The sequence below is a fragment of the Flavimarina sp. Hel_I_48 genome, assembly GCF_000733945.1.
Lineage (GTDB): Bacteria > Bacteroidota > Bacteroidia > Flavobacteriales > Flavobacteriaceae > Leeuwenhoekiella.
In genome coordinates this window covers 1,779,254-1,801,110 of the sequence record NZ_JPOL01000002.1, presented here as the reverse complement: position 1 = coordinate 1,801,110, position 21,857 = coordinate 1,779,254, and the positions used below count along the sequence as shown (strand labels likewise).

The following is a 21,857-nucleotide window of genomic DNA, read 5'->3' as shown; positions in this document are numbered from 1 at the left end:
ATCAGATGCTGTAATCAATAACCGGGATTTTGAACAAGTTGAGGATTGACATTCAAAGTGTTTTCAGAAAGTGGAAAAACCTCAAGATGATCATCTCCACCATCTGATTCTTTATCCCACCAGGCCCCTGTTGTAAATTTGCCAAATCGAATAAGGTCAATTCTACGACGGCCTTCTCCTAAAAACTCGCTACCCCAGGCATCTAAAAGTTCTACTTCATTCAACTCACCAGCCTCGTAAAGACTTTGAGAACCTTCAGGATAATACCTGCTTCTTACAAGGTTCAATAGGTTTGCGGCTTCAGCTAAATTACCTTCTCTAAACCTACATTCCGCCAGGGTGTAGTACACTTCTGCTAAACGCATTTCAACAAAATCTGGTTCTATTCTATTTGGTGAGTCGTCTGAATAAAAAGGATATTTTACAAGCCTTACACCTGAATTTTCATCAGCGGTGAGCATAGTAGAAGCACCTTGTAACTCTTGCTCTGGTTCAAGATCATTGAACTGTCCTACTTGATCCCTTAAGTATAGTTTATAGGAACCATCCTTGGACATTAAGACTTCTGAGCCATCATTGTAGGGAAGGTAGCCGTACAGAAACATGCCTTCACGAGAGGAGAGACCTGTATTTTTATATTTTATAAGCCTTACGTCGTCAGGATATTTTTCAAACTTCACAAATGGTTTCCCTAATGGGAAGGCATATTCATTACCCTCTAGATCCTTACCCGGTTGTAAAGCATATTTGGGGTTTGAATTACCAAATGCGGTAAAATTGAAATACAAATTTATGTTTGCGGGAAACTGCCACCAGAACATGCCACTTGAATAATGCCAGTGTGTGCGCGTGAAAGATCCCGGAAATGCAAATAGGGTTTCTTTACTTGAATTATTGTCATAATCAAACGGAGCATCCCATCGCTCTTCAATACCGTAGGAACCATATTTCCCATCTACTATATCTTGTGTTATAGTAGCACACTGCTCATATTTAGCCTCTCCTATATATACTTCTGCATTTAAATATAATCTGGAAAGAAGTGTCATAGCCGCTGCCTTTGTCCATCGCCCATCAAAATTCTCTGTTCCTGGATCTCCTTTTGCAAACAAGGCCGGAACCGATTCTAAAATTTCATTTTCAATAAAATCAAAAGTTTCCTTTGGCGTAGATTGAGCAACTGCTTCGGTTTCTCCCTTGACCGCTGTGATTAGTTGTATATTCCTGTAGAAATCAAACAGACGGAGATAATACCATGCTCTTAAAATTCTCAGTTCAGAAACTAACTCAGATCTTTCCTCTTCGCTCATTTTCACACTTGAGGGATCCAGAGCCTGTATGTCTTCTAAAGAGTTTGTAGCTAAAACTATCCCTGTATATAGGTTTTTCCACCCTCCCTCTACAAAACCATCATCAGTGTTCCATTCATGGTTGTGCAACCTGATGTACTTCCCTCCGTCAAACCAATCTGCACCACGTGTAGCTGTCATTAACTGGTCTCCGGTGTTCTCCTGCATATCATATTGATCACCCTGTACAGTCCAGTAACCATGTTCAAAAGAGCGCAAGAACGTACGATATACATCTTCTTTGGTTTGTATAAAATTCTCAGAAGTTACCCGGTCATACAGTTCTTCTTCAAGATTTGTACAACTGATCAAACTAACTATTGTAAATAGCAACAATCCTATATATGTTCTGGTATTATTCTTCATTGTGTAAATTTTAAAAGTTGAAATCAAATCCAAATACAATTTGTGTTGTGGAAGGATAATATTGCCTACTGGAATTTATACCTGGGTATAGTCCATTAAATGGATAAGAATCTGGGTCCCCTCCTGAAAAATTGGTAAATGTGGCAACATTATTGGCAGAAGCATATATTCTCAAAGAATTTGCGAATCCTTCTTTAAGATCTACCGTATATCCAAGCGTGATATTTTCAAGTTTGACAAAGTCGCCAGATTCAAGAAAGTAATCTGAAACCGAAGAAATCGTAGTAAAACTAGTAAGTTGGGAATAGGGTCCTTCATAGGCAGATTGTAGAACATTTGCCTCATTAGGGGTCACGGGTGTTCCAATATAAAAGCCTAGGGTATTAAAAAGTTCGTAATCAAATTTTCCCCTGAAGAAAACGCTCGCATCCCAGTTTTTATATTTGAACGTGTTGCTTAGGCTCAAATTATAACGAGGTAAACCATTTCCCACAAATTGTCTATCATCGTAAACTGCCTGAGCGCCGGTAATAACATCTCCAGCCTGATTATAAATTAAAAGTTCGCCCTGATCACTTACTCCTGCTGATTTGTACATATAAAATGACCCAATTCTTTTGCCCTCTTCCAGCCGCTGTGCATTTCCTGGCGAACCCGGGGCAGGCAGTCCCACAACATCTATAAAGTCCTGCCCTTCATACTGGGCATTGGAAAATGAAACAAATTTATTTTCTATAGTAGAACCGGCAAATGCTATGTCATAACTAAAATCATCACTCTTTATAACACTTGCATTGAGTTGTAATTCAAAACCGGAATTTTCCATAGTTCCTACGTTGGCATAGGTTTGATCTACGATGTTAGGAGGCAATTGTACTGGATAATAGCCTAATAGATCCTCGTTTTTTCGTTTATAATAATTAAATGATCCCGAAAATCTTTGAAGGAAACCAAAGTCAACACCAATATTTGTATTAATTGCTTTCTCCCATTTCAAATTGTAGTTTGTATTTTGATTAGGCCCCCATACCTGGTAATATTCTCCCGCCAGTGGATAATATCCAAAACCCTGATAAGTATCCAAGGAAAGATAATTTCCAAAATCCTGATTGCCGGTTTCACCATAATCAGCCCTCAGCTTTAGTTCATCTATCCAGGTTACATTTTCCATAAATTCCTCATCATTGACTCGCCAACCAACAGACACTGCGGGGAAAACCCCCCATTTGTTTTCATATCCAAATTTTGAAGAACCTTCGTAACGTATACTTGCAGACATTAGATATTTATTATCAAAGTCATAATTCAATCGACTAAAAAAGGCTATCAATGTAGAACTGTCTTTAAAACTGCCTAGCCCTAGTCTTCCTTCTTCTTCCTGATTGTAGAGACCACTGCCTAAATTATTATAAGTAAAAGCATCACTGGGGAAATTTCGATTTGATGCGCTTAAACCAGATGACTGAAAATATTGATAGGAATACCCGCCCAGCAGTTTAAAAGTATTTTTCTTTATATCAAGAGAATAATTGCCAATCCATTCAAGGCTCTTCGTATCGTATTTATTGTAAGCCCTATTGGCAGAATTTTCACCTTCATCAAAATTTATCGCAATACTTGAAGTAGAAGGTCTAAAAAAGAAATCAAAATAATCGGTGGTTGATTCTCCTATAGAAATCTTTGTGTTTAATGTGGGTGAAAAATTCCAGGTAAAGCTCCCGTTCCAGTCCAGTATTTTTTCTTCTGAACCATCTTCCTCAAGACTTAGTGTTTCTAAGATATTGTATGGGCCGTCGTACCCTTGCTGGATATTAGTATAGCCACTTGGAGATTGCGCATCGCGTACCGGGATTGTAGGGTTGAGCGTCAGTGCTTTACCAAATACATCATAATTCGCATCATTTCTTTTTGCATAGCGTGGTGCAATGTTCAGGTCAACTTCATACCTGCCATTTTCGGACTTGTGATTTACTATGACCCGCGCGCCATATTCCTCACGCGATGATCTTATGTCAATACCTTCAGCTTTTTTATAATCTACTGTAGCCCTATAGGTCGTACTTGGCCCGCCCCCAGATACACTTAAAGTATGCTTTTGAACAAGGGCGTTACTTCTTGTAATGGCATCAATCCAATCGGTATTTCCGCCAAAATCTATTCCACGCTCGTTTTCTAGATATTGTGAAGCGGTCAAGGGACGCAATGTATTATCAGAAAGAAAATCGAGGGATACATAATGACTATATTGGGCAGAAGGTTTTCCAGTACCCGTCTTGGTTGTAATAATTATCACACCGTTACTTCCTCGTGTACCGTATATCGCAGAAGCAGCCCCGCCCTTTAATATATCTATAGATTTTATGTCATTTTGATTTATTCCCTGTAAACTTCCTCCAGGAAAACCATTGATAACTATTAAAGGTCCCAGCCCGGCATTCCTTGATGAAACACCCCTTAGCTGGATACTTGGATTTGAATTGGGATCTGCTGCAGAACTATTATCTATAGTTAAGCCTGGCACTTTACCTTGAAGTGCCATAATGGGGTTATTTGATGATACTGTTAAAAGCTCATCCCCGTCTACGTGGGTAATGGAACTGGTAACCTCTTTTTTATCTAACGTACCATAACCTACAACAACCACTTCATCCAGTGCTGATACATCTTCTTGCAATTCTGCATTTATTGTAGTCTGGTTTTCAATGGCTATCTCCAAAGACTTGTAGCCTATAGAACTAAATACTATAAAATCACCGGTTCTGGCCGTTATGTTATAATTACCATCCATATCAGCCGTGGTTCCTTGTGTGGTTCCTTTAATCAATATGTTGGCAAAGGGTATAGGTTCACCCTCTGTAGTGTTGACGCTTCCAGAAATAGTTGCTTCTTGCGCAAACGTTTGATGAGTAAAAAAAAGAATTAAATTTAGTAGGAGTATGGACTTTAAGTTGGAACGTAATTTAGTTTTCATAGAATTTCATTTAGAAATTTTTAGTTATCGGCCTCATGAAACAAATTGGCTACTTTACTATAGGCTAGGGAAAATCGTACTTAAATAGGTGTTATTGGTTTTTGGTAATTCATTAATTAAACTCAACTAATCTTATCTAAATCTCATTTTTTGAGACATAAATTTGTCAACTTGTTTCCTTACAAAGGAGAATATTTAAATTAGAACCTCTTCTTTTTACCGTTTCATTTTTTCATCAAAATGGTTCAATCTTTAATAAGTGTTAACCTTTAATGGTTTTTGGAACAAAACGTTGAAGAATGAGATGATTTGATTTGTTGAAACAACAGTTATTTAACGTGCTTTGTGCTTATGAGAATTTGGTTTTATCTTTTGATGTTAGTTACCGTGTTTGAAGTACAAGGGCAAAGCCATTCTTTTCATCATTATAGGGTGGAAGATGGTTTATCTCACAATTCTGTGGTTAGTATGTTACAGGATGAAAGGGGTTTTATGTGGTTTGGTACTAAAGACGGTTTAAATAGATTTGATGGGTATAGTTATAAGGTCTTTCAGCATAAGGCAGGAGATAGCACCAGTATTGGCAGCAATTTTATAAGGTGTTTAAAAGAATATAACCATACGTTATGGGTAGGTACAGATACTGGTCTTTTTAAGTATGATAAAGAGATGGAATCTTTTGAATTGATAAAAAATACTAAAGATCAGCCTATCCTTGATATTGAAAATGATTGTAATGGGAATATTTGGTTTGTGGCCGCCGGAAATCTTTTTAAAAAATCACTTAAAACCGGTAAAGAAGAGATTTACAAACAGACCGGTTTTTCTTTTATTTCTTCAAGCAAATCTGGCGATATATATGTATCTAGTGGAGAAGATGTTTTCAAATATATCGAAGCTAATAATTCGCTTCAGAAAATTGATTTGCAATTAGGCGTAAATACTAATATCGTTATAACAGCACTTTCTGTAGATAGCGTTCACAACACTTTATATATAGGAACAAAAGCGCAAGGTGTATTGACATATAGCCTTAGAAACTCCCGCACAACGAGCTTATTCCCAAAAAACGAAAATCCACTCTTCGTAAGAAATTTTTTAAGAAAAGATAAAAATGAATTATGGATTGCCAGTGAGTCTGGCATTTATATATATGATCTTAAAAGCAAAGAATTTGAGCATTTAAAAAAGAATTATAACGATCCATATGCCGTCTCAGACAACGCTATTTATTGTTTAACCCTTGATCAGGAAGAAGGAGTATGGGTAGGCACTTATTTTGGTGGTGTCAATTACTATTCAAAACAATATACCCCCATCAAACGGTATTTTCCCAGGGTAGGCGAAAACTCCATAAGCGGTAATGCTGTACGTGAAATAAAAAAAGACAACTATGGTAATTTATGGATAGGGACTGAGGATGCAGGCTTAAATCAATTCAAAAGTACTACCGAAACATTTAAAAATTATGCCCCTATTGAAAGTAACGGCGCATTCCCTAATTATAATATACATGGATTATTACCCCGCGGATCTGAATTGTGGATAGGGACTTTTGAACACGGTCTGGACGTAATGGATATCCCATCTGGAAAAATAATTGATCATTTTGGAACAGGAAAAGATGAGGGTGGGCTGCGTAGTGACTTTATACTTTATATTTTTGAGGCTGAGAATAAGGACATTTATATTCTTACCTCTTCTGGAATACATAAGTTTTTAGAAAATTCCAGGACTTTTGAAGTAGTAACAGGGTTTCCGGAAGTCTACCATTATACCTATATGATGGAAGATCATAAAGGCGTTCTATGGGCCGGTACATACTGGGATGGCCTGTACTATTTTAATACAAAAACCGGGGAAAAAGGTTTTTTTAAATACGACAGCAAAGATCCCCATAGTATCAGTACAAATGTTATCAATGGTATCTATGAAGATTCAAGTAAAAATCTGTGGATCACTACAGAGAACGGACTCAACCTTTTTAATCCAAAAGAGCAAAATTTTAACCGCATAGGTAAAAAAGATGGATTGCCCAGCAATGTCACCTATTCCATTTTAGAAGATAAAAGCAAAGAGCTCTGGATAAGTACTTCAAGCGGATTAGTAAACTACGACCCTGATTCTAAAAAGATGGAAATCTTTACTAAGTCTAACGGTTTATTGAGCGATCAATTCAATTATAGTTCAGCCTTTAAAGATGATTCCGGCGAGATGTACTTCGGAAGCGTAAACGGTCTAATACGATTCAATCCTGATACATTTATTAAAAACACCTATCAAGCTCCCATTTACATAACAGATATTCAGATAAATAATAAAAAAGTTCAGGTAGGAGAAGTTGATTCGCCGCTGGATAATTCTATTTTGTTTTCTAAAGAATTAATACTGAATAACAAGCAATCTACATTTGACCTCCAGTTTGCTTCCCTTAGCTACACCGCTCCTAAAATGACCAAATACTGGTACAAACTTGAAGGTTTAAATGACAACTGGGTAAGTCTGGGTAAAAACCATGAAGTTAGCTTTACGGCATTGGCTCCCGGCAATTATGATTTTAAAGTGAAGGCATTAAACAGCCATGGGGTTTGGAGCAAAAATACGCAAAGCCTGAAAATTGAGATTTTACCGCCATTTTTTGCCAGTAAAACAGCATATTTCCTGTATTTTCTGGTGTTTTTGTTCTTGTTGGTTTTTTTATTTAGGTATTACCACCATTACACCCATGATAAGAACAACCATCGCATAATGCAATTGGAAAATGCCAAGGAAAAAGAGATCTATCAGGCTAAAATCGAGTTTTTTACGAATGTAGCCCATGAAATCAGAACACCACTTACCCTAATCAAAGGCCCTCTTGAAAAACTTTTGAAAAGCACCTATAAATCACCCGAAATTCCGCATAATTTGGGCATTATGGAGAAAAATACCTCCAGATTGCTCAATCTGGTCAATGAATTACTTGATTTCAGAAAAACTGAGATGCAGCATGTTCAGCTTAGTTTTGTCGAAGTAAGTATCACTGGGCTTCTTCAGGATACTCATGTGCGTTTTAGCCAGCTCGTTCGGGACAAAAATTTGAGGTTCAAGCTTATAGTTCCACAGGAAAATGTCATAGCCTCTGTAGATGAAGAAGCGGTAAAAAAAGTCCTGAGCAATCTTTTTAGCAATGCGATCAACTATTCAAAAAAGAAAGTAAAAGTCAAACTTATTGTAAAAGGCAGCAGTTTTCAGGTGATCATTAAGAATGATGGCAAATTGATCCCTACGGAATTACAACAACGCATTTTTGAACCGTTTTACCGCGTTCCGGGAGAGCCTACAAAAGTGGGTACTGGCATAGGACTATCCCTGGCGCATTCATTAACGGAACTGCACCATGGCAAACTGTATTTTAAAGCTACGCGCAAAATGAATACGTTCATTCTGGAAATGCCGGTAAAACAGATTACGGGTATTAAAAGTTTGAACAAGGCATCACCTGCTGACCGTAGTCATTATACCAATGAAATACCGGTCTTCACAAAAAACAGGCCTGTGATTCTTATCGTAGAAGATAATCAGGAATTGACTTCTTTTATATATACTGAATTATCAGAAACATACAATGTGCTTATCGCCGCGCAGGGTCAGGAAGCTTTGCGGTTTTTTCAGGATTTTGAAATTCACCTGGTAATTAGTGATCTTATGATGCCTGTAATGGATGGCATAACATTTTGCAAACAACTTAAAGAAAACCCAAAGACAAATCACATTCCGGTGATAATCTTAACTGCAAAAACCGCTTTGAACATTAAAATTGATGGTCTTGAATCTGGGGCAGATGCTTATATCTCAAAACCGTTTTCCATAGATCATTTGCAGGTACAAATATCAAACCTACTTTCAAATAGGAAAACAATCCTGGAGCATTATAGCAATTCTCCCTTAGCGCATTTACACACGCTGTCACTATCTGCAGATGACCAGGATTTCCTCAAAAAATTGGATAAGATTATTGAAGATAACCTAAAGGATCCTAATCTTAGTGTAGCGTTACTCGCTGGTTTGTTGAATATGAGCAGATCTACTTTGTACCGTAAAATCAAGGAAATTTCAGATCTTTCGCCTAACGAGTTGATTAATATAAGCCGCCTCAAAAAAGCTGCTTTTTTATTAAAGAATACAAATAGCAAGATTTTCGAAGTCGCAGAGATGGTGGGGTACCGCTCGCAGACCAGTTTTGGGCGTAATTTTCAAAAGCAATTTGAGATGACACCTTCAGAATTCATGAATAGCTTTAAGTAATTGAGTTTTGAAATTCGCAACATGGTTAACATATTTGTATACTTCTAGCATTCGTTTGATTTGCTCATAACAGGATCCCTGGCTAGAAATTGAGCAGCAACATGTACGATTGTTCAATGGAAATCTTCGGTAACCCAACTAATATTCAGTGGGATACCGTATTATATTTTAATTAATCAAAAAATTTGATTAGTTTGAAAGGATGTATAGGATTTGTTAATTTCGAGACCAAATTCTATTTAAAAAGTGCTTAGAAAGTTGTTCTAAATTTTGGTATAAAGCATCCAATTAACAGGTTTCGAAGGAAATTTAACAGTCCAAAGACGTATTATATCGATAAAATGCCATTTTTCGATACGTGTGAATTATATTTGCTAATGTAAATATTTTGTTAAATATGGTTGATCATAACTATTATAATCAATTGTATATTTCCAATTGAATCACCATATTAATATTAAAGCGACATTTTTTGTCGTAATCAGTGCAGAAAAATTAAAATGGTTCTTAAATTAAAGTTTGTATTGTTAACTGTGATTTTCTTTCTTTATGGAGGAACCTATACGAGTGCTCAAAACGCACCTCCACCACCCGAAAATGCGCCCCCACCTCCAGGACTACAGTTACCTATAGATGATCATATATGGATCCTTTTTACAATGGGCATGGGACTTGGGATCTACTACTGGATCAAAAAATCGCTTAGTCTTTCAAAGACATAAACCTGCTCACATATTTTCCTATAACGTCAAATTCAAGATTTACTGTTTCTCCTGCTTTTAATTCTTTAAAGGTGGTATGGGCAAATGTATACGGTATAATTGCTACGCTAAACCCATCTTTTTTAGTGTTTATTACTGTAAGGCTTACACCATTGATTGTTATTGAACCTTTTTCTATGGTCAGGTTGCCCAGTGCACTATCGTAAGTGATACTAAAGATCCAGCTTCCATCCTTTTCTTCAACACTGGTTACGGTCCCGGTCTGGTCTACATGGCCTTGCACCATATGACCGTCCAGACGGGCGCCCATGATCATCGCGCGTTCCAGGTTAATCACATCACCAGTTTCTAAAGTGTTTAAATTGGTTTTTTGAAGCGTTTCTTCTATTGCAGTTACCGTATAGCGTTTTCCTTCAATGTTCACGACCGTAAGACACACCCCATTGTGAGCTACACTTTGGTCTATTTTTAAATCTGGGGTCAGTTTACTTGTAACGGTAATATTTAAATTCCCACCTTCCTGCTCCAGTTGACTCACCTGTCCTAAATCTTCGATTATTCCAGTAAACATAGTTGTCTTTATTTAGTTACTTTTGCTTCACAAAGCTAGGCATTACCATTAGAATTTTAAGACTATTCTGGTCTGGTAAAGTTTGAAAAATTGCTGCAGGTTATGAAAAAGATAAAGAACAAAAAAATTAAACTAGGTATAAGCATAGGTGATCTTAACGGTATAGGTGGCGAGATTGCGCTGCGTACTTTTGAGGATGAACGCATGCTTGATTTTTGTACCCCTATATTTTTTGCTTCCGCCAAAACGATTAGCTTTTTATTGAAACATTTTGATATCGATATCAAATTTCAGGGAATTAAAACTGCTGCAGAAGCATTAGAGGGTAAGGTGAATATTGTAAATATCTTTGATGACAAGGCCCAGATTGATTTTGGTGTAGAAACTAAAGAGAGCGGCAAGTATGCTATTCAATCGTTGAAATCTGCCGTAAAATCACTTAAAATGGGGGAAATTGATGTTCTTGTTACCGCTCCTATCAATAAATCAAATATTCAGGATGACGACTTCAAATTTCCCGGTCATACAGATTACCTTAACCAGGAATTAGAGGGTGACAGTCTGATGTTCATGATCACCGAAAGCCTTAAAATAGGACTTCTTACAGATCACGTACCTGTAAAAGATGTGGCCGAAAAAATAACAGTTGACTTAATAAACAAGAAGTATAAGACGATTTACAATACGCTTTTAAAGGATTTTGGTGTAGAAAAGCCAAAAATTGCCTTCCTGGGTATAAATCCACACGTGGGCGATGGAGGTGTAATAGGTCAGGAAGACAAAGAGATCCTTATTCCTACGTTGGAAAAAATTCGGGAAAAAGGGGATTTGGCGTATGGTCCTTACGCCGCAGATAGTTTCTTCGGAAGTGGTAATTATAAAAATTTTGATGCTATCATTGCTGCGTATCATGATCAGGGTTTAATTCCTTTCAAGACACTTTCCTTTGGTAAAGGGGTCAACTTTACGGCAGGCCTTGACAAGATCAGGACCTCTCCAGATCATGGTACAGCCTTTGAAATCGCTGGTAAAGGGGTGGCTGATCACAATTCATTTAAGGAAGCGGTCTATACAGCCATAAGTATTTTTAAAAAGCGCAAGGAGTTTAAAAAGCTAACTAAAGATGTGCTGCAAAAACAGAAAAGACGACCAGCTTCATCCAGAAGGGGCCGCTTTGAGTAAGAGGTGATAGTTTAGGGTTTGAAAAGGTGCACTTTTAAACATTAAAAAAAACAGCTCACATAATTTTTCACTTAATAAAAAATTATATCTTTGCACCCGCCTTAGCATAAGGTGATTGCATTGTATTTGCAATAATTGTCAAGGAAAGCGGTAGTGTGATGAATAATTTGAAAGCCTTTACAATACAGTTTGTCGGTTTAAAACAGGGGGAACACACCTTTGATTATAAGATTGACAATACGTTCTTTAAGAATTATGAGTATGATGATTTTAATGCGGTTGACATAGTTGTTGATGTCTTGCTCATTAAAAAATCAACGTTGTTAGAATTTATATTTGATGCTAGGGGAGTGGTCAATGTCAATTGTGATGTGACTAATGAACCATATGACCATCCGCTGGATGCCTCATATAAATTAGTGGTCAAATTTGGACAGGAATTCAACGACGAGCTTGAAGATATCGTTATTATACCCCACGGTGAATATGAATTTAATGTGGCGCAATATATATACGAACTAATCGTACTGGCAATGCCGGCTAAAAGGATACATCCCGGAGTGGAGGATGGAACTTTAAAGTCTGACATGTTGGATAAATTAGAAGAATTAAGCATAAAAAAAGTAAAACCTGCGGAAGAGGAAAATGATTCAGAAATTGATCCCCGCTGGGAAAAATTAAAAGATTTTTTAACAGATAAATAATAAAAGGCGATGGCACATCCCAAGAGAAAAGTCTCGAAAACGAGAAGAGATAAAAGAAGAACTCACTATAAGGCGAGCATGCCTAAAATCGCTGTAGATGCGACTACTGGTGAAGCACATTTGTATCACCGTGCACACTGGCATGAAGGCAAATTGTATTACAGAGGCCAGGTGCTTATAGACAACGCAGAAGCTGAAGAAGCGGCTTAAGTGACAAACGACTAATTGAGTCAACTCCCATTCTGGGAGTTTTTTTGTTAATGACGGGATTAAACGGTGTGTACTGATCATCTGTGATCAGTACGGCATTTGTTTATCTGTCATTTATTGTCGTAAATTGATCGTTTTGGTTATTTTATAGAATGATTTATTTTTAGGGTAGATCATGCTCAAAAGATGAAAAAAGTTAATTATTAAGCGCGTTTATCTAAGATTTAGTAATTTCCCAACTCACTTTTTTACAAAAACCGCTTTTTTCGCAGAAATAGACTTTATATGAGTAAAATCAAGGCAGCTATTACCGCTGTAGGTGCTTATGTGCCTGACTATGTTCTTACCAATGAGATGTTAGAATCCATGGTGGAGACAAATGATGAATGGATTACTTCTAGAACTGGCATTAAGGAGCGTAGGATTCTTAAGGACCCAGACAAGGGAACTTCTTATTTAGGTATTAGGGCAGCTCAGGACCTAATCGAAAAAAAAGGGCTTGATCCCGCTGAAATTGATTTGGTTTTACTCGCTTCGGCCACGCCAGATCTTCCTGTTGCCTCTACCTCAGCCTACGTTGCCACACAGATAGGTGCGATAAATGCATTTTCTTTTGATATCCAGGCAGCCTGTTCTGGTTTTCTATACGGCATGTCAACTGCCTCTGCGTTTATAGAATCAGGCCGATATAAAAAAATATTGCTCATTGGTGCAGATAAGATGTCTTCTGTAATAGATTATACAGACCGTACAACCTGCATTATCTTTGGCGATGGTGGTGGTGCCGTGTTATTTGAGCCTAATGAAGAGGGACTAGGCCTTCAGGACGAGTATCTTCGCTCTGATGCCATAGGACGTAATTTTCTTAAAATTGAAGCTGGAGGTTCCCTAAAACCACCTACCGAAGAAACTGTTGCAAACCGGGAACATTTTGTTACTCAAGATGGTAAGACCGTATTTAAATTTGCGGTGTCCAATATGGCAGACGTGGGAGAGCGCATCATGAAACGCAATGATCTTGAAAGTAGCGATGTTGATTTTCTTGTTGCCCATCAAGCAAATAAGCGCATCATAGATGCTACGGCCAAGCGGATGAATTTAGAAGATGATAAGGTGCTCATGAACATTCAACGTTATGGGAATACCACTTCGGCAACTTTGCCACTTCTTCTAAGCGATTATGAAAAGCGTTTCAAAAAGGGGGACAATATAATTTTTGCCGCATTTGGTGGCGGCTTTACCTGGGGTTCCATATATTTAAAATGGGCCTATAATAGTTAAAAATCAACTTTGTTAATTTAAAATATTATGGATTTAAAGGAAATTCAGAATTTGATCAAATTCGTTGCAAAATCCGGTGCCAGTGAAGTAAAACTGGAAATGGATGATTTTAAGATCACCATTAGGACTGGCGGTGAAGATCAAAAAGGGGAAACAACCTTTTTACAACAAGTGCCCATGCAGGGAGCACCGGTGGCACAGGCAGTCCCTCAGGCAACACAACCACAACCCGGCGCACCTGTACAGGAGTCAGGTTCAATTGAAGCCAAAGAGGCAGATAATTCTAAATATATTACCATAAAATCGCCTATTATTGGTACATTTTACCGCAAACCAGCCCCTGATAAACCCACATTTGTGGAAGTAGGTTCTAAAATCAAGGATGGCGATGTACTTTGCGTTATTGAAGCGATGAAACTTTTCAACGAGATTGAAAGTGAAGTAAAAGGTATCATCGTGAAAATTTTAGTTGACGATGCATCACCCGTAGAATTTGATCAGCCTTTGTTCTTGGTTGATCCTTCTTAAGGTTTCCATTTTTAACTGAAGTATCCCATCTACCCGATCTGTACGCATCGGGTTAATCAATTTAATAAAGCCATGTTCAAAAAGATACTTATAGCAAATCGCGGGGAGATCGCACTGCGCGTGATACGCACCTGTAAAGAAATGGGAATAAAAACGGTCGCGGTTTATTCTACGGCAGATGCAGAGAGCCTTCACGTTCGTTTTGCAGATGAAGCCGTTTGTATAGGCCCACCGCCCAGTGCGGAATCTTACCTCAAAATGAGCAATATTATTGCCGCTGCCGAAATTACCAATGCAGACGCAATCCATCCCGGTTACGGTTTTCTTTCTGAAAACGCCAAGTTTTCTAAAATCTGTGAAGAACACGATATAAAGTTCATAGGCGCATCACCAGAAATGATCGCAAAAATGGGTGATAAAGCTACCGCTAAAGCTACGATGAAAGCGGCTGGGGTACCTTGCGTTCCCGGTAGTGAGGGCATCATAAAAGATTTTGACGATTGTGTGCGTATTGCTGAAGAAACAGGTTATCCCGTAATGCTTAAGGCAACTGCTGGTGGTGGTGGTAAAGGTATGCGCGCGGTACAGAAAAAAGAAGACCTGCGCAAAGCATGGGACTCTGCCCGTCAGGAATCTGCTGCTGCCTTTGGCAACAATGATATGTATATGGAAAAATTTGTGGAAGAACCACACCATATAGAAATTCAGATCGTAGGGGACAGCAACGGTAAGGCCTGTCATCTTTCCGAAAGGGATTGCTCCATACAGCGCAGACATCAAAAGCTTACCGAAGAAACCCCATCCCCATTCATGACCGATGAACTTCGTGAAAAAATGGGTGCAGCCGGTGTAAAAGCGGCGGAATATATCAAATATGAAGGTGCGGGAACGGTTGAATTTTTAGTAGATAAACATCGTAATTTCTACTTTATGGAAATGAACACCCGTATTCAGGTAGAGCATCCCATTACAGAACAGGTTGTGGATTACGATTTGATCAGGGAGCAAATACTCGTTGCGGCCGGTGTGCCTATTTCCGGTAAGAATTACCTTCCGCAGTTGCATTCTATCGAGTGTCGTATCAATGCTGAAGATCCTTATAACAATTTTAGGCCAAGTCCGGGTAGGATCACAAACCTACATGCGCCGGGTGGTCACGGTGTGCGTATAGACACGCATGTGTACAGTGGTTATATGATTCCGCCTAATTATGATTCCATGATTGCAAAGTTGATCACGACCGCGCAATCCAGAGAGGAAGCCATAAACAAAATGAAGCGCGCGCTTGATGAGTTTGTTATTGAAGGCGTGAAAACGACCATTCCTTTTCACAGGCAGTTGATGGATGATCCAGATTATATCGCTGGTAATTATACCACCAAGTTTATGGAAACTTTCGAAATGAAACCTGAAGTAAAAGAATAACTGAAAACCCCGATTTATCGGGGTTTTTTAATGATATTTCGGAATATTTGAAGCTTTTTTGATATTTCTGAACTTTTAAAGATCAACCAACTGAACGTATATTTGATCTATGGAATATTACCTCTACATAAAATCCCTGCATCTTATCTTTATCGTAACCTGGTTTGCCGGTCTTTTTTATATTCCGCGCCTTTTTATTTATCAGATTGAGGCTGCCGAAAAAGAAGAACCAGAGCGATCTATACTTGGGAAGCAGCTCGCCCTTATGGCAAAAAGGCTCTGGTATATCATCACCTGGCCTTCAATGGTGTTAACCAGTATATTTGCTTTCACGATGCTTTATCTTAATCCCGCGCTTTTTCAAGCTCCGTGGATGCAGATCAAACTCGGTTTTGTGGTTTTGCTTTTTGCCTACCATTTTAAGAATCATCAGATTTTTAAACAACTACAGCGCGGTGAAGGCAATTATTCCTCTAAATTTATGCGTATCTGGAACGAGGGCGCCACCCTAATTCTCTTTGCTGTAATATTTCTTGCCATCACAAAAAGTGCGGTAAACTGGATTTATGGTCTCGTAGGTTTACTTACGCTTGCGGTATTGTTGATGCTGGGGATTCGTTTGTATAGACGCATTCGTGAAAAAAATCCAGATGCGTAACGGCGTGATTTTTGATGCTTGGGAAAATGATGAACAGGAATAAACTTTCGCTGCGTACCCGTATTTTTCTATCTATGATCCTGCTCATATTTGGAGCATCCATACTCATAGGGATTATCTCCATTATTCAGTATAAGGAAGAGGCAGAAGATTATCATACCAGCCGTCTCCTTAGAAAAGAAGATCAGATCAGGGCTGAGATTTCCTATGTGCTCAACAAAACTTCCTTTGAGGTCATCACGGAAAAAATACCCATTATTCTCAAAGAAAAGCAGGATATATACCGCATTTCAGACGTTCATGAATTGCCTATAAACATTTATGACCTACAGGGAAACCTGCTTTTAAAGTCAAAAGAAGGATTTACCGTAGATACCGTAGACATTAAACTTGCCGCTGCGATTTTAGATGGTATGGATCGCGCACCAAACAAACGGTGGATTACCTCTATGACTAAAAATGGGATCAAATTTCAATCCTCTTACACCTATATCACAGATTATCAGTTCAAGCCACTGGCCATCATGAATTTGCCCTATATTCAGGATGATGATTTTATAACCCGGGAACTCGATGAGTTTTTGCGCCGCCTGGCGGAAGGCTATCTGTTTATGCTGCTTATCGCGATCGCGCTCTCGTACTTTTTGTCGCGTTATATTACCCGCAGTTTAAAAACAATAAGCGATAAAATGATCCAGACACGGCTTGATAAACGCAACCAGAAAATTGAGATTGACGATGCCAGTGAAGAGATCAGCAACCTGGTTCGCGCTTACAATCTTATGATTGATGAACTGGAAACCAGTGCCGCAAAACTGGCTCAGGGAGAACGGGAACAAGCCTGGCGCGAAATGGCAAAACAGGTGGCACATGAAATCAAGAATCCGCTTACGCCCATGCGCCTCACCGTGCAGAGTTTTCAGCAGCGTTTTGACCCCAATGATGTGGATATTCGGAAAAAACTGGACGAGTACAGCGCCACGATCATTCAGCAGATCGATACCATGAGCAATATTGCTTCGGCTTTTTCCAATTATGCAAAAATGCCCGCACAGCAGAATGAAACGCTCAATGTTGTCTTTGTAACTAAACTTGCCCTTGATATTTTTAATGAACCCTACATTCATTTTAAAGCCGAAAAGGATGAAATAATCGCAAAATTTGACCGTACCCAGCTCATCCGGGTTGTGACCAATTTGGTCAAAAATGCGATTCAGGCGACTGAAAATGTCAAAAACGCCCAGATTTGCGTAGATATTAAAGTTGAAAAGGACAAAGTGCTTTTACTGGTGATTGACAATGGTGTGGGCATCAGCGAAGAAAACGCCACGCTGGTTTTTGAGCCCAAGTTTACTACAAAATCAAGCGGTATGGGTCTGGGTCTGGCCATGGTCAAGAATATTGTGGAAACCTATGGTGGAAATATTACCTTTACGTCACAAGTGGGAAAAGGAACTGTTTTTAAAGTAGCATTTCCGAAGGAAAATCACCCTACGACATTCTGATTTTAAAGAATAATCCACTATTTTTAGCTAAAATTAGCCTTAAAAGGTGCTGTTTTGCAGCTTTTTTCACCCTTAATTACACGCGATATGAGTTACGATAACATTACTGTGAAACATGAGGAAGCGATCATTTATATAACCATTGACCGTCCTAAAAAACTGAACGCGCTAAACAGGGCGACGATCGCAGAACTTCAGGATGCCTTTGAAGAAGCAAATGAGAGCAAGGATGCCCGTGTTGTAATTTTGACCGGGTCTGGTGAGAAAGCATTTGTGGCCGGTGCAGATATCAGTGAATTTTCTGATTATGACCGGCAGGAGGGTAGCGCGCTGGCCCGTGATGGGCAAAACAACCTTTTTGATCTTATAGAAAACATGCACAAGCCCGTTATTGCCGCGATCAACGGTTTTGCACTTGGTGGCGGACTCGAACTGGCCATGGCCGCACATTTTAGGATAGCCAGCCACAATGCAAAAATGGGCCTTCCGGAAACTTCGCTGGGACTTATACCGGGTTATGGCGGTACACAGCGTCTTCCGCAGCTTATAGGTAAAGGGCGCGCTATGGAAATGATCATGACCGCCGGCATGATCCCAGCCGAAAAAGCTCTTGAATACGGACTCGTAAATCATGTGACTTCTGTGGAAGAATTGATTCCGCTTGCCGAAAAAATCGCCCAAAAGATCTGCAACAATTCCGGTGTGGCCATAAAATCGGCAATTAAGGCTATAAATGCCGGTTTTGACCCTAAATATGACGGTTTTGCCATTGAAATTGAGTCTTTTGGCAACTGTTTTGCCACAGATGATTTTAAAGAAGGTACCAGCGCATTTCTGGAAAAGCGAAAAGCCAATTTCCCGGGAGAATAAATATTATTAATTACTAATACTTTTAAGTGGCCAACCTACCCAAGTTCAACATCGCGCTTATAGGCCTGGGAGCAATCGCCCAGAAAGCGTATTTGCCCATTTTAGCAAATCACCCCCGCGTTTCCCCTATTTTATGTACACGCGATAAGTCGACTTTAAACCAACTTTCCAACCGTTATAGAATTGATGCATGCTATACTGAAATTGACGAAATAGTAGAGCTTCAACCGGATGCCGTGATGGTGCACAGTGCAACGGAAAGTCACTTTGCGCTGGTTACAAAGTTGCTTCAAGAAGGCATTCCCACCTTTGTGGATAAACCTTTGACCTATACCCTTGAGGAAACCAAAAAACTATTGCTTTTAGCCGAAGATAACAAGACGCCTTTATATTTAGGGTTTAATCGGCGATTTGCACCTTTAGTTGCAGACCTGAAAAATCAGGAGGAACCTATTCAGATTTTATGGCAGAAAAACAGGGTCAATTTACCGGGAGATCCGCGTACGTTTATCTTTGATGATTTTATTCACGTAGTGGATAGTTTGCGGTTTTTGGCAAGGGGTGAAGTAAAAAACCTTCAGGTTTTCCCAAGACTTAAAAAGGGTCTTCTGGAAAGTATTCACGTCACCTGGCAACAAAACGAGACCGTACTCAGTGGCACGATGAACCGCGTAAATGGCATTACGGAAGAGTGTATTGAATTTTATTCCCCGGGCAATAAAATTCTGCTTGATGGATTGGACACGGGTTGGCACTATCAAAAAGGTAAAGCGGAAAAACTGGTTTTTGACAATTGGCAAACAACGCTTTATAAAAGAGGTTTTGTCAATATGATTGATGATTTTCTAAACGTCATAGACGACGGAAGTTTTAATGCAGAACGCAATCAGGATATTTTAAAAACACATCAATTGTGTGAAGAGATTCTATCTTTACTTTAGACGGCTAAAGTTCCCCTCCTTTTCAAGGAGGGGCTAGGGTGGTTTGATATATAAATTTATTTCTTGAAATTAGGAATAATTCCATATATTTGAACTTATTCCTATATTATTTTGAATCATTCAGAGCATATTAAGGGCAGGGGCGCGCAAAAACATGTCAGTAATCGGTTTGCTGAACATAGCCATGAGGTGCGCGATGATTTTCTCAATTATTGTGAGAAAGAAGGTGATGATGCCGAAAATACTCAGACGCTTTTTCTGGAAACTTTCCCTAAAACAATTGTCAATAAAGTGGAAAGCCCAGATGTGGGCATGGGATATTCATTGAATCCATATCAGGGCTGCGAACATGGCTGCGTTTATTGTTACGCGCGCAATTCTCATGAATATTGGGGTTATGATGCCGGACTCGATTTTGAAAGCCGAATCCTGGTCAAAAAAAATGCGGTAGAACTGCTCGAAACCTTTCTGGCAAAAAAAAGTTGGAAGGCCGCGCCCATTGTTCTTTCTGGCAATACAGATTGTTATCAACCGGTGGAAAAGAAGCTAGAAATCACCCGAAACCTACTACAGGTTTTTCAAAGATATCGCCATCCGGTGGGAATTATTACCAAGAATGCCCTAATTACCAGGGATCTTGATATCCTAAAGGACTTAGCTAAAGACAACCTGATACAGGTAAATATCTCGATCACTTCGCTGGAGGAAAAAACACGCCGCTTACTGGAACCTAGAACGGCTACCATTAAAAAGCGTTTTGAAGCGGTGCAGCAGCTTAACGATGCAGGTATACCGGTACGTGTAATGGCAGCGCCCATAATCCCGGGAATCAACGCGCATGAAATCCTTCCGCTAATCAAGAAATCGGCGGAATGTGGGGCAAAATCGGTTGGATATACCGTGGTGCGGCTCAATGGTGCAATTGCCGGGATTTTTGAAGACTGGATCAGGAAAGCGATGCCAGACCGCGCGGATAAAGTCCTGCACCAGATCGCGGAATGTCATGGCGGCAATTTAAATGATTCCCAATACGGGCGAAGAATCAAAGGTTCTGGGGAATTTGCCGAACAAATAAAAGCACAGGTTGAGCTGGGAAGAAGACGTTTTATGCCAGATCGTGGAATCCCACCTTTAAATTGTGAGTTGTTTGAGCAGTTTCGGCCAGGGCAGTTGTCGTTGTTTTAAAGGAAGTTGCTAATTTCAAGTTTTGAATTTTTATTCGAAAATGGCGTCTTAATGTGATCTTTCGGAACTAATAAAAAAGATCATTTCAACGACACGAGACAAAAAGGCAATAAAGTATCAAAAAGGTATTTTTTAGTAGCTAGCGTGATTTCTCGTTGAGTAGAAATGACTAATTGGATGAATCCAAATACTTAAATCCCACCAATTCCTCAGAAACTTTCCAAAGCCGTTTCGCAACAGATTCATCATTTGCATTTTCAGAAGACTGAACTTTACCCGGTGCACCTTTAAAACCCATAAACCCGGTGGGACCATAATAACTTCCGCCGGTTATGTTTTTTTCCAGTGCCGCTTTTAGGGTTGGTTTTACCGCTTTCTCTGGGGGATGGCTTATAAATGGTGATAACAAAGGTCCTAGGGTTTGGTTGAACCATTTAGGAAAATACCGAAAAAGACCGGTGTTTGAAATTCCGGGATGTGCGGCCACAGCGATAGTTTGAAAATCATTCCTTCGAAGCCTTCTATTCAGTTCTTTTGCGAATATCAAACAGGCCAATTTGCTCTGGCCGTATGCTTTCCACCTGGCGTAGTTTTTTTCGCTTTGTAGATCTTCAAAATTGATGGAAGCCCGTTCGTGCGCTTTAGAACTCAATAGTACCACGCGGGATTTTTCGGTACTTGTTAAACGTTCCAGGAGTAGGCCGGTCAATAAAAAATGGCCCAGATAATTGGCCTGAAATTGAAGTTCATAACCATCTTCGGTCACTTTATATGGTGGGACCATCACCCCGGCGTTATTGATAAGCAGATCCAACCGACTGTATTTTTCAAGATATGCCTCAGCAAAATTCCGTACCGAATCCAGACTGGCCAGGTCGAGCGGCAGCAGTTCCAGCCTGGCTTCAGGATAATGGTCAAGAAGCTTCTGCTTTGCCTTTGCACCTTTGTCGAGATCACGGCATGCCATGACCACGCGCATGTGTTTGCTGAGCAAAACGCGTGTGGTTTCAAAACCCAGACCACCGTTAGCGCCTGTTACGAGCGCGACGCGTTGCGGTTGGGATTTGATATTTTTCAAATTAAAACTCATGATTTTCAAGCT

At 39.4% G+C, this 21,857-nt stretch carries 17 protein-coding genes; 13 read left to right on the top strand and 4 right to left on the bottom strand.

Features of this window, described 5'->3' with window-relative positions; all coding sequences use genetic code 11:
• Positions 1 to 14 precede the first annotated feature (14 nt).
• Complete coding sequence (locus tag P162_RS07940) at positions 15 to 1,715, bottom strand: RagB/SusD family nutrient uptake outer membrane protein (protein ID WP_031426766.1); 1,701 nt, start codon at positions 1,713 to 1,715, stop codon at positions 15 to 17.
• Between the two features lie 10 nt (positions 1,716 to 1,725).
• On the bottom strand, positions 1,726 to 4,686 hold the full coding sequence (locus P162_RS07935) for a SusC/RagA family TonB-linked outer membrane protein (RefSeq protein ID WP_031426765.1): 2,961 nt from the start codon (positions 4,684 to 4,686) through the stop codon (positions 1,726 to 1,728).
• Between the two features lie 351 nt (positions 4,687 to 5,037).
• Here P162_RS07935 and P162_RS07930 point away from each other — a divergent pair, with 351 nt between their 5' ends.
• Together P162_RS07930 and P162_RS07925 are read left to right on the top strand one after the other, a co-directional pair.
• Positions 5,038 to 8,973, top strand: coding sequence for a hybrid sensor histidine kinase/response regulator transcription factor (locus P162_RS07930; protein ID WP_031426764.1), 3,936 nt, complete (start codon positions 5,038 to 5,040; stop codon positions 8,971 to 8,973).
• A gap of 500 nt (positions 8,974 to 9,473) precedes the next feature.
• The gene (locus tag P162_RS07925; RefSeq protein ID WP_031426763.1) at positions 9,474 to 9,695 is read left to right on the top strand and encodes a hypothetical protein; all 222 of its coding nucleotides are present in this window, start codon (positions 9,474 to 9,476) and stop codon (positions 9,693 to 9,695) included.
• Here P162_RS07925 and P162_RS07920 read toward each other — a convergent pair.
• Positions 9,676 to 10,266 carry a riboflavin synthase gene (locus P162_RS07920; protein ID WP_031426762.1) on the bottom strand — a complete coding sequence of 197 codons (591 nt, stop codon included), beginning with the start codon at positions 10,264 to 10,266 and terminating at the stop codon, positions 9,676 to 9,678. The two genes, P162_RS07925 and P162_RS07920, sit on opposite strands and share 20 nt — an antisense overlap.
• Positions 10,267 to 10,368: 102 nt before the next feature.
• On the opposite strand from P162_RS07920, the gene pdxA reads away from it, so the two are divergent.
• The 11 genes from pdxA (at position 10,369) to P162_RS07865 (ending at position 20,755) form a co-directional block, all read left to right on the top strand.
• The gene (gene pdxA / locus P162_RS07915) at positions 10,369 to 11,448 is read left to right on the top strand and encodes a 4-hydroxythreonine-4-phosphate dehydrogenase PdxA (RefSeq protein WP_031426760.1); all 1,080 of its coding nucleotides are present in this window, start codon (positions 10,369 to 10,371) and stop codon (positions 11,446 to 11,448) included.
• Positions 11,449 to 11,606: 158 nt separating this feature from the next.
• The gene (locus P162_RS07910; protein WP_031426759.1) at positions 11,607 to 12,152 is read left to right on the top strand and encodes a YceD family protein; all 546 of its coding nucleotides are present in this window, start codon (positions 11,607 to 11,609) and stop codon (positions 12,150 to 12,152) included.
• Positions 12,153 to 12,161: 9 nt separating this feature from the next.
• Complete coding sequence (rpmF, locus tag P162_RS07905) at positions 12,162 to 12,362, top strand: 50S ribosomal protein L32 (protein WP_031426758.1); 201 nt, start codon at positions 12,162 to 12,164, stop codon at positions 12,360 to 12,362.
• A gap of 285 nt (positions 12,363 to 12,647) precedes the next feature.
• Positions 12,648 to 13,643 carry a beta-ketoacyl-ACP synthase III gene (locus P162_RS07900; RefSeq protein ID WP_031426757.1) on the top strand — a complete coding sequence of 332 codons (996 nt, stop codon included), beginning with the start codon at positions 12,648 to 12,650 and terminating at the stop codon, positions 13,641 to 13,643.
• 27 nt (positions 13,644 to 13,670) lie between these two features.
• On the top strand, positions 13,671 to 14,171 hold the full coding sequence (gene accB, locus P162_RS07895; RefSeq protein WP_031426755.1) for an acetyl-CoA carboxylase biotin carboxyl carrier protein: 501 nt from the start codon (positions 13,671 to 13,673) through the stop codon (positions 14,169 to 14,171).
• A gap of 72 nt (positions 14,172 to 14,243) precedes the next feature.
• The gene (gene accC, locus P162_RS07890; protein ID WP_031426754.1) at positions 14,244 to 15,596 is read left to right on the top strand and encodes an acetyl-CoA carboxylase biotin carboxylase subunit; all 1,353 of its coding nucleotides are present in this window, start codon (positions 14,244 to 14,246) and stop codon (positions 15,594 to 15,596) included.
• Between the two features lie 109 nt (positions 15,597 to 15,705).
• Positions 15,706 to 16,254 carry a CopD family protein gene (locus P162_RS07885; RefSeq protein WP_031426753.1) on the top strand — a complete coding sequence of 183 codons (549 nt, stop codon included), beginning with the start codon at positions 15,706 to 15,708 and terminating at the stop codon, positions 16,252 to 16,254.
• A 29-nt stretch (positions 16,255 to 16,283) separates the two neighbouring features.
• Positions 16,284 to 17,759 (top strand): sensor histidine kinase, encoded by a 1,476-nt coding sequence (locus P162_RS07880; RefSeq protein ID WP_031426752.1) that lies wholly within the window; start codon positions 16,284 to 16,286, stop codon positions 17,757 to 17,759.
• Between the two features lie 87 nt (positions 17,760 to 17,846).
• Positions 17,847 to 18,629 (top strand): enoyl-CoA hydratase/isomerase family protein, encoded by a 783-nt coding sequence (locus tag P162_RS07875; protein WP_031426750.1) that lies wholly within the window; start codon positions 17,847 to 17,849, stop codon positions 18,627 to 18,629.
• Between the two features lie 26 nt (positions 18,630 to 18,655).
• On the top strand, positions 18,656 to 19,570 hold the full coding sequence (locus P162_RS07870; protein ID WP_081868393.1) for a Gfo/Idh/MocA family protein: 915 nt from the start codon (positions 18,656 to 18,658) through the stop codon (positions 19,568 to 19,570).
• Between the two features lie 111 nt (positions 19,571 to 19,681).
• Positions 19,682 to 20,755, top strand: coding sequence for a PA0069 family radical SAM protein (locus tag P162_RS07865; RefSeq protein WP_031426746.1), 1,074 nt, complete (start codon positions 19,682 to 19,684; stop codon positions 20,753 to 20,755).
• A 169-nt stretch (positions 20,756 to 20,924) separates the two neighbouring features.
• Here P162_RS07865 and P162_RS07860 read toward each other — a convergent pair whose 3' ends face one another.
• On the bottom strand, positions 20,925 to 21,845 hold the full coding sequence (locus P162_RS07860; protein ID WP_031426744.1) for an oxidoreductase: 921 nt from the start codon (positions 21,843 to 21,845) through the stop codon (positions 20,925 to 20,927).
• Positions 21,846 to 21,857 lie beyond the last annotated feature (12 nt).

Coding starts and splice junctions, on each gene's coding strand:
- P162_RS07940 (WP_031426766.1), bottom strand. CDS start 1,715: ATGAAGAATAATACCAGAACATATATAGGATTGTTGCTATTTACAATA.
- P162_RS07935 (WP_031426765.1), bottom strand. CDS start 4,686: ATGAAAACTAAATTACGTTCCAACTTAAAGTCCATACTCCTACTAAAT.
- P162_RS07930 (WP_031426764.1), top strand. CDS start 5,038: ATGAGAATTTGGTTTTATCTTTTGATGTTAGTTACCGTGTTTGAAGTA.
- P162_RS07925 (WP_031426763.1), top strand. CDS start 9,474: ATGGTTCTTAAATTAAAGTTTGTATTGTTAACTGTGATTTTCTTTCTT.
- P162_RS07920 (WP_031426762.1), bottom strand. CDS start 10,266: ATGTTTACTGGAATAATCGAAGATTTAGGACAGGTGAGTCAACTGGAG.
- pdxA (WP_031426760.1), top strand. CDS start 10,369: ATGAAAAAGATAAAGAACAAAAAAATTAAACTAGGTATAAGCATAGGT.
- P162_RS07910 (WP_031426759.1), top strand. CDS start 11,607: ATGAATAATTTGAAAGCCTTTACAATACAGTTTGTCGGTTTAAAACAG.
- rpmF (WP_031426758.1), top strand. CDS start 12,162: ATGGCACATCCCAAGAGAAAAGTCTCGAAAACGAGAAGAGATAAAAGA.
- P162_RS07900 (WP_031426757.1), top strand. CDS start 12,648: ATGAGTAAAATCAAGGCAGCTATTACCGCTGTAGGTGCTTATGTGCCT.
- accB (WP_031426755.1), top strand. CDS start 13,671: ATGGATTTAAAGGAAATTCAGAATTTGATCAAATTCGTTGCAAAATCC.
- accC (WP_031426754.1), top strand. CDS start 14,244: ATGTTCAAAAAGATACTTATAGCAAATCGCGGGGAGATCGCACTGCGC.
- P162_RS07885 (WP_031426753.1), top strand. CDS start 15,706: ATGGAATATTACCTCTACATAAAATCCCTGCATCTTATCTTTATCGTA.
- P162_RS07880 (WP_031426752.1), top strand. CDS start 16,284: ATGAACAGGAATAAACTTTCGCTGCGTACCCGTATTTTTCTATCTATG.
- P162_RS07875 (WP_031426750.1), top strand. CDS start 17,847: ATGAGTTACGATAACATTACTGTGAAACATGAGGAAGCGATCATTTAT.
- P162_RS07860 (WP_031426744.1), bottom strand. CDS start 21,845: ATGAGTTTTAATTTGAAAAATATCAAATCCCAACCGCAACGCGTCGCG.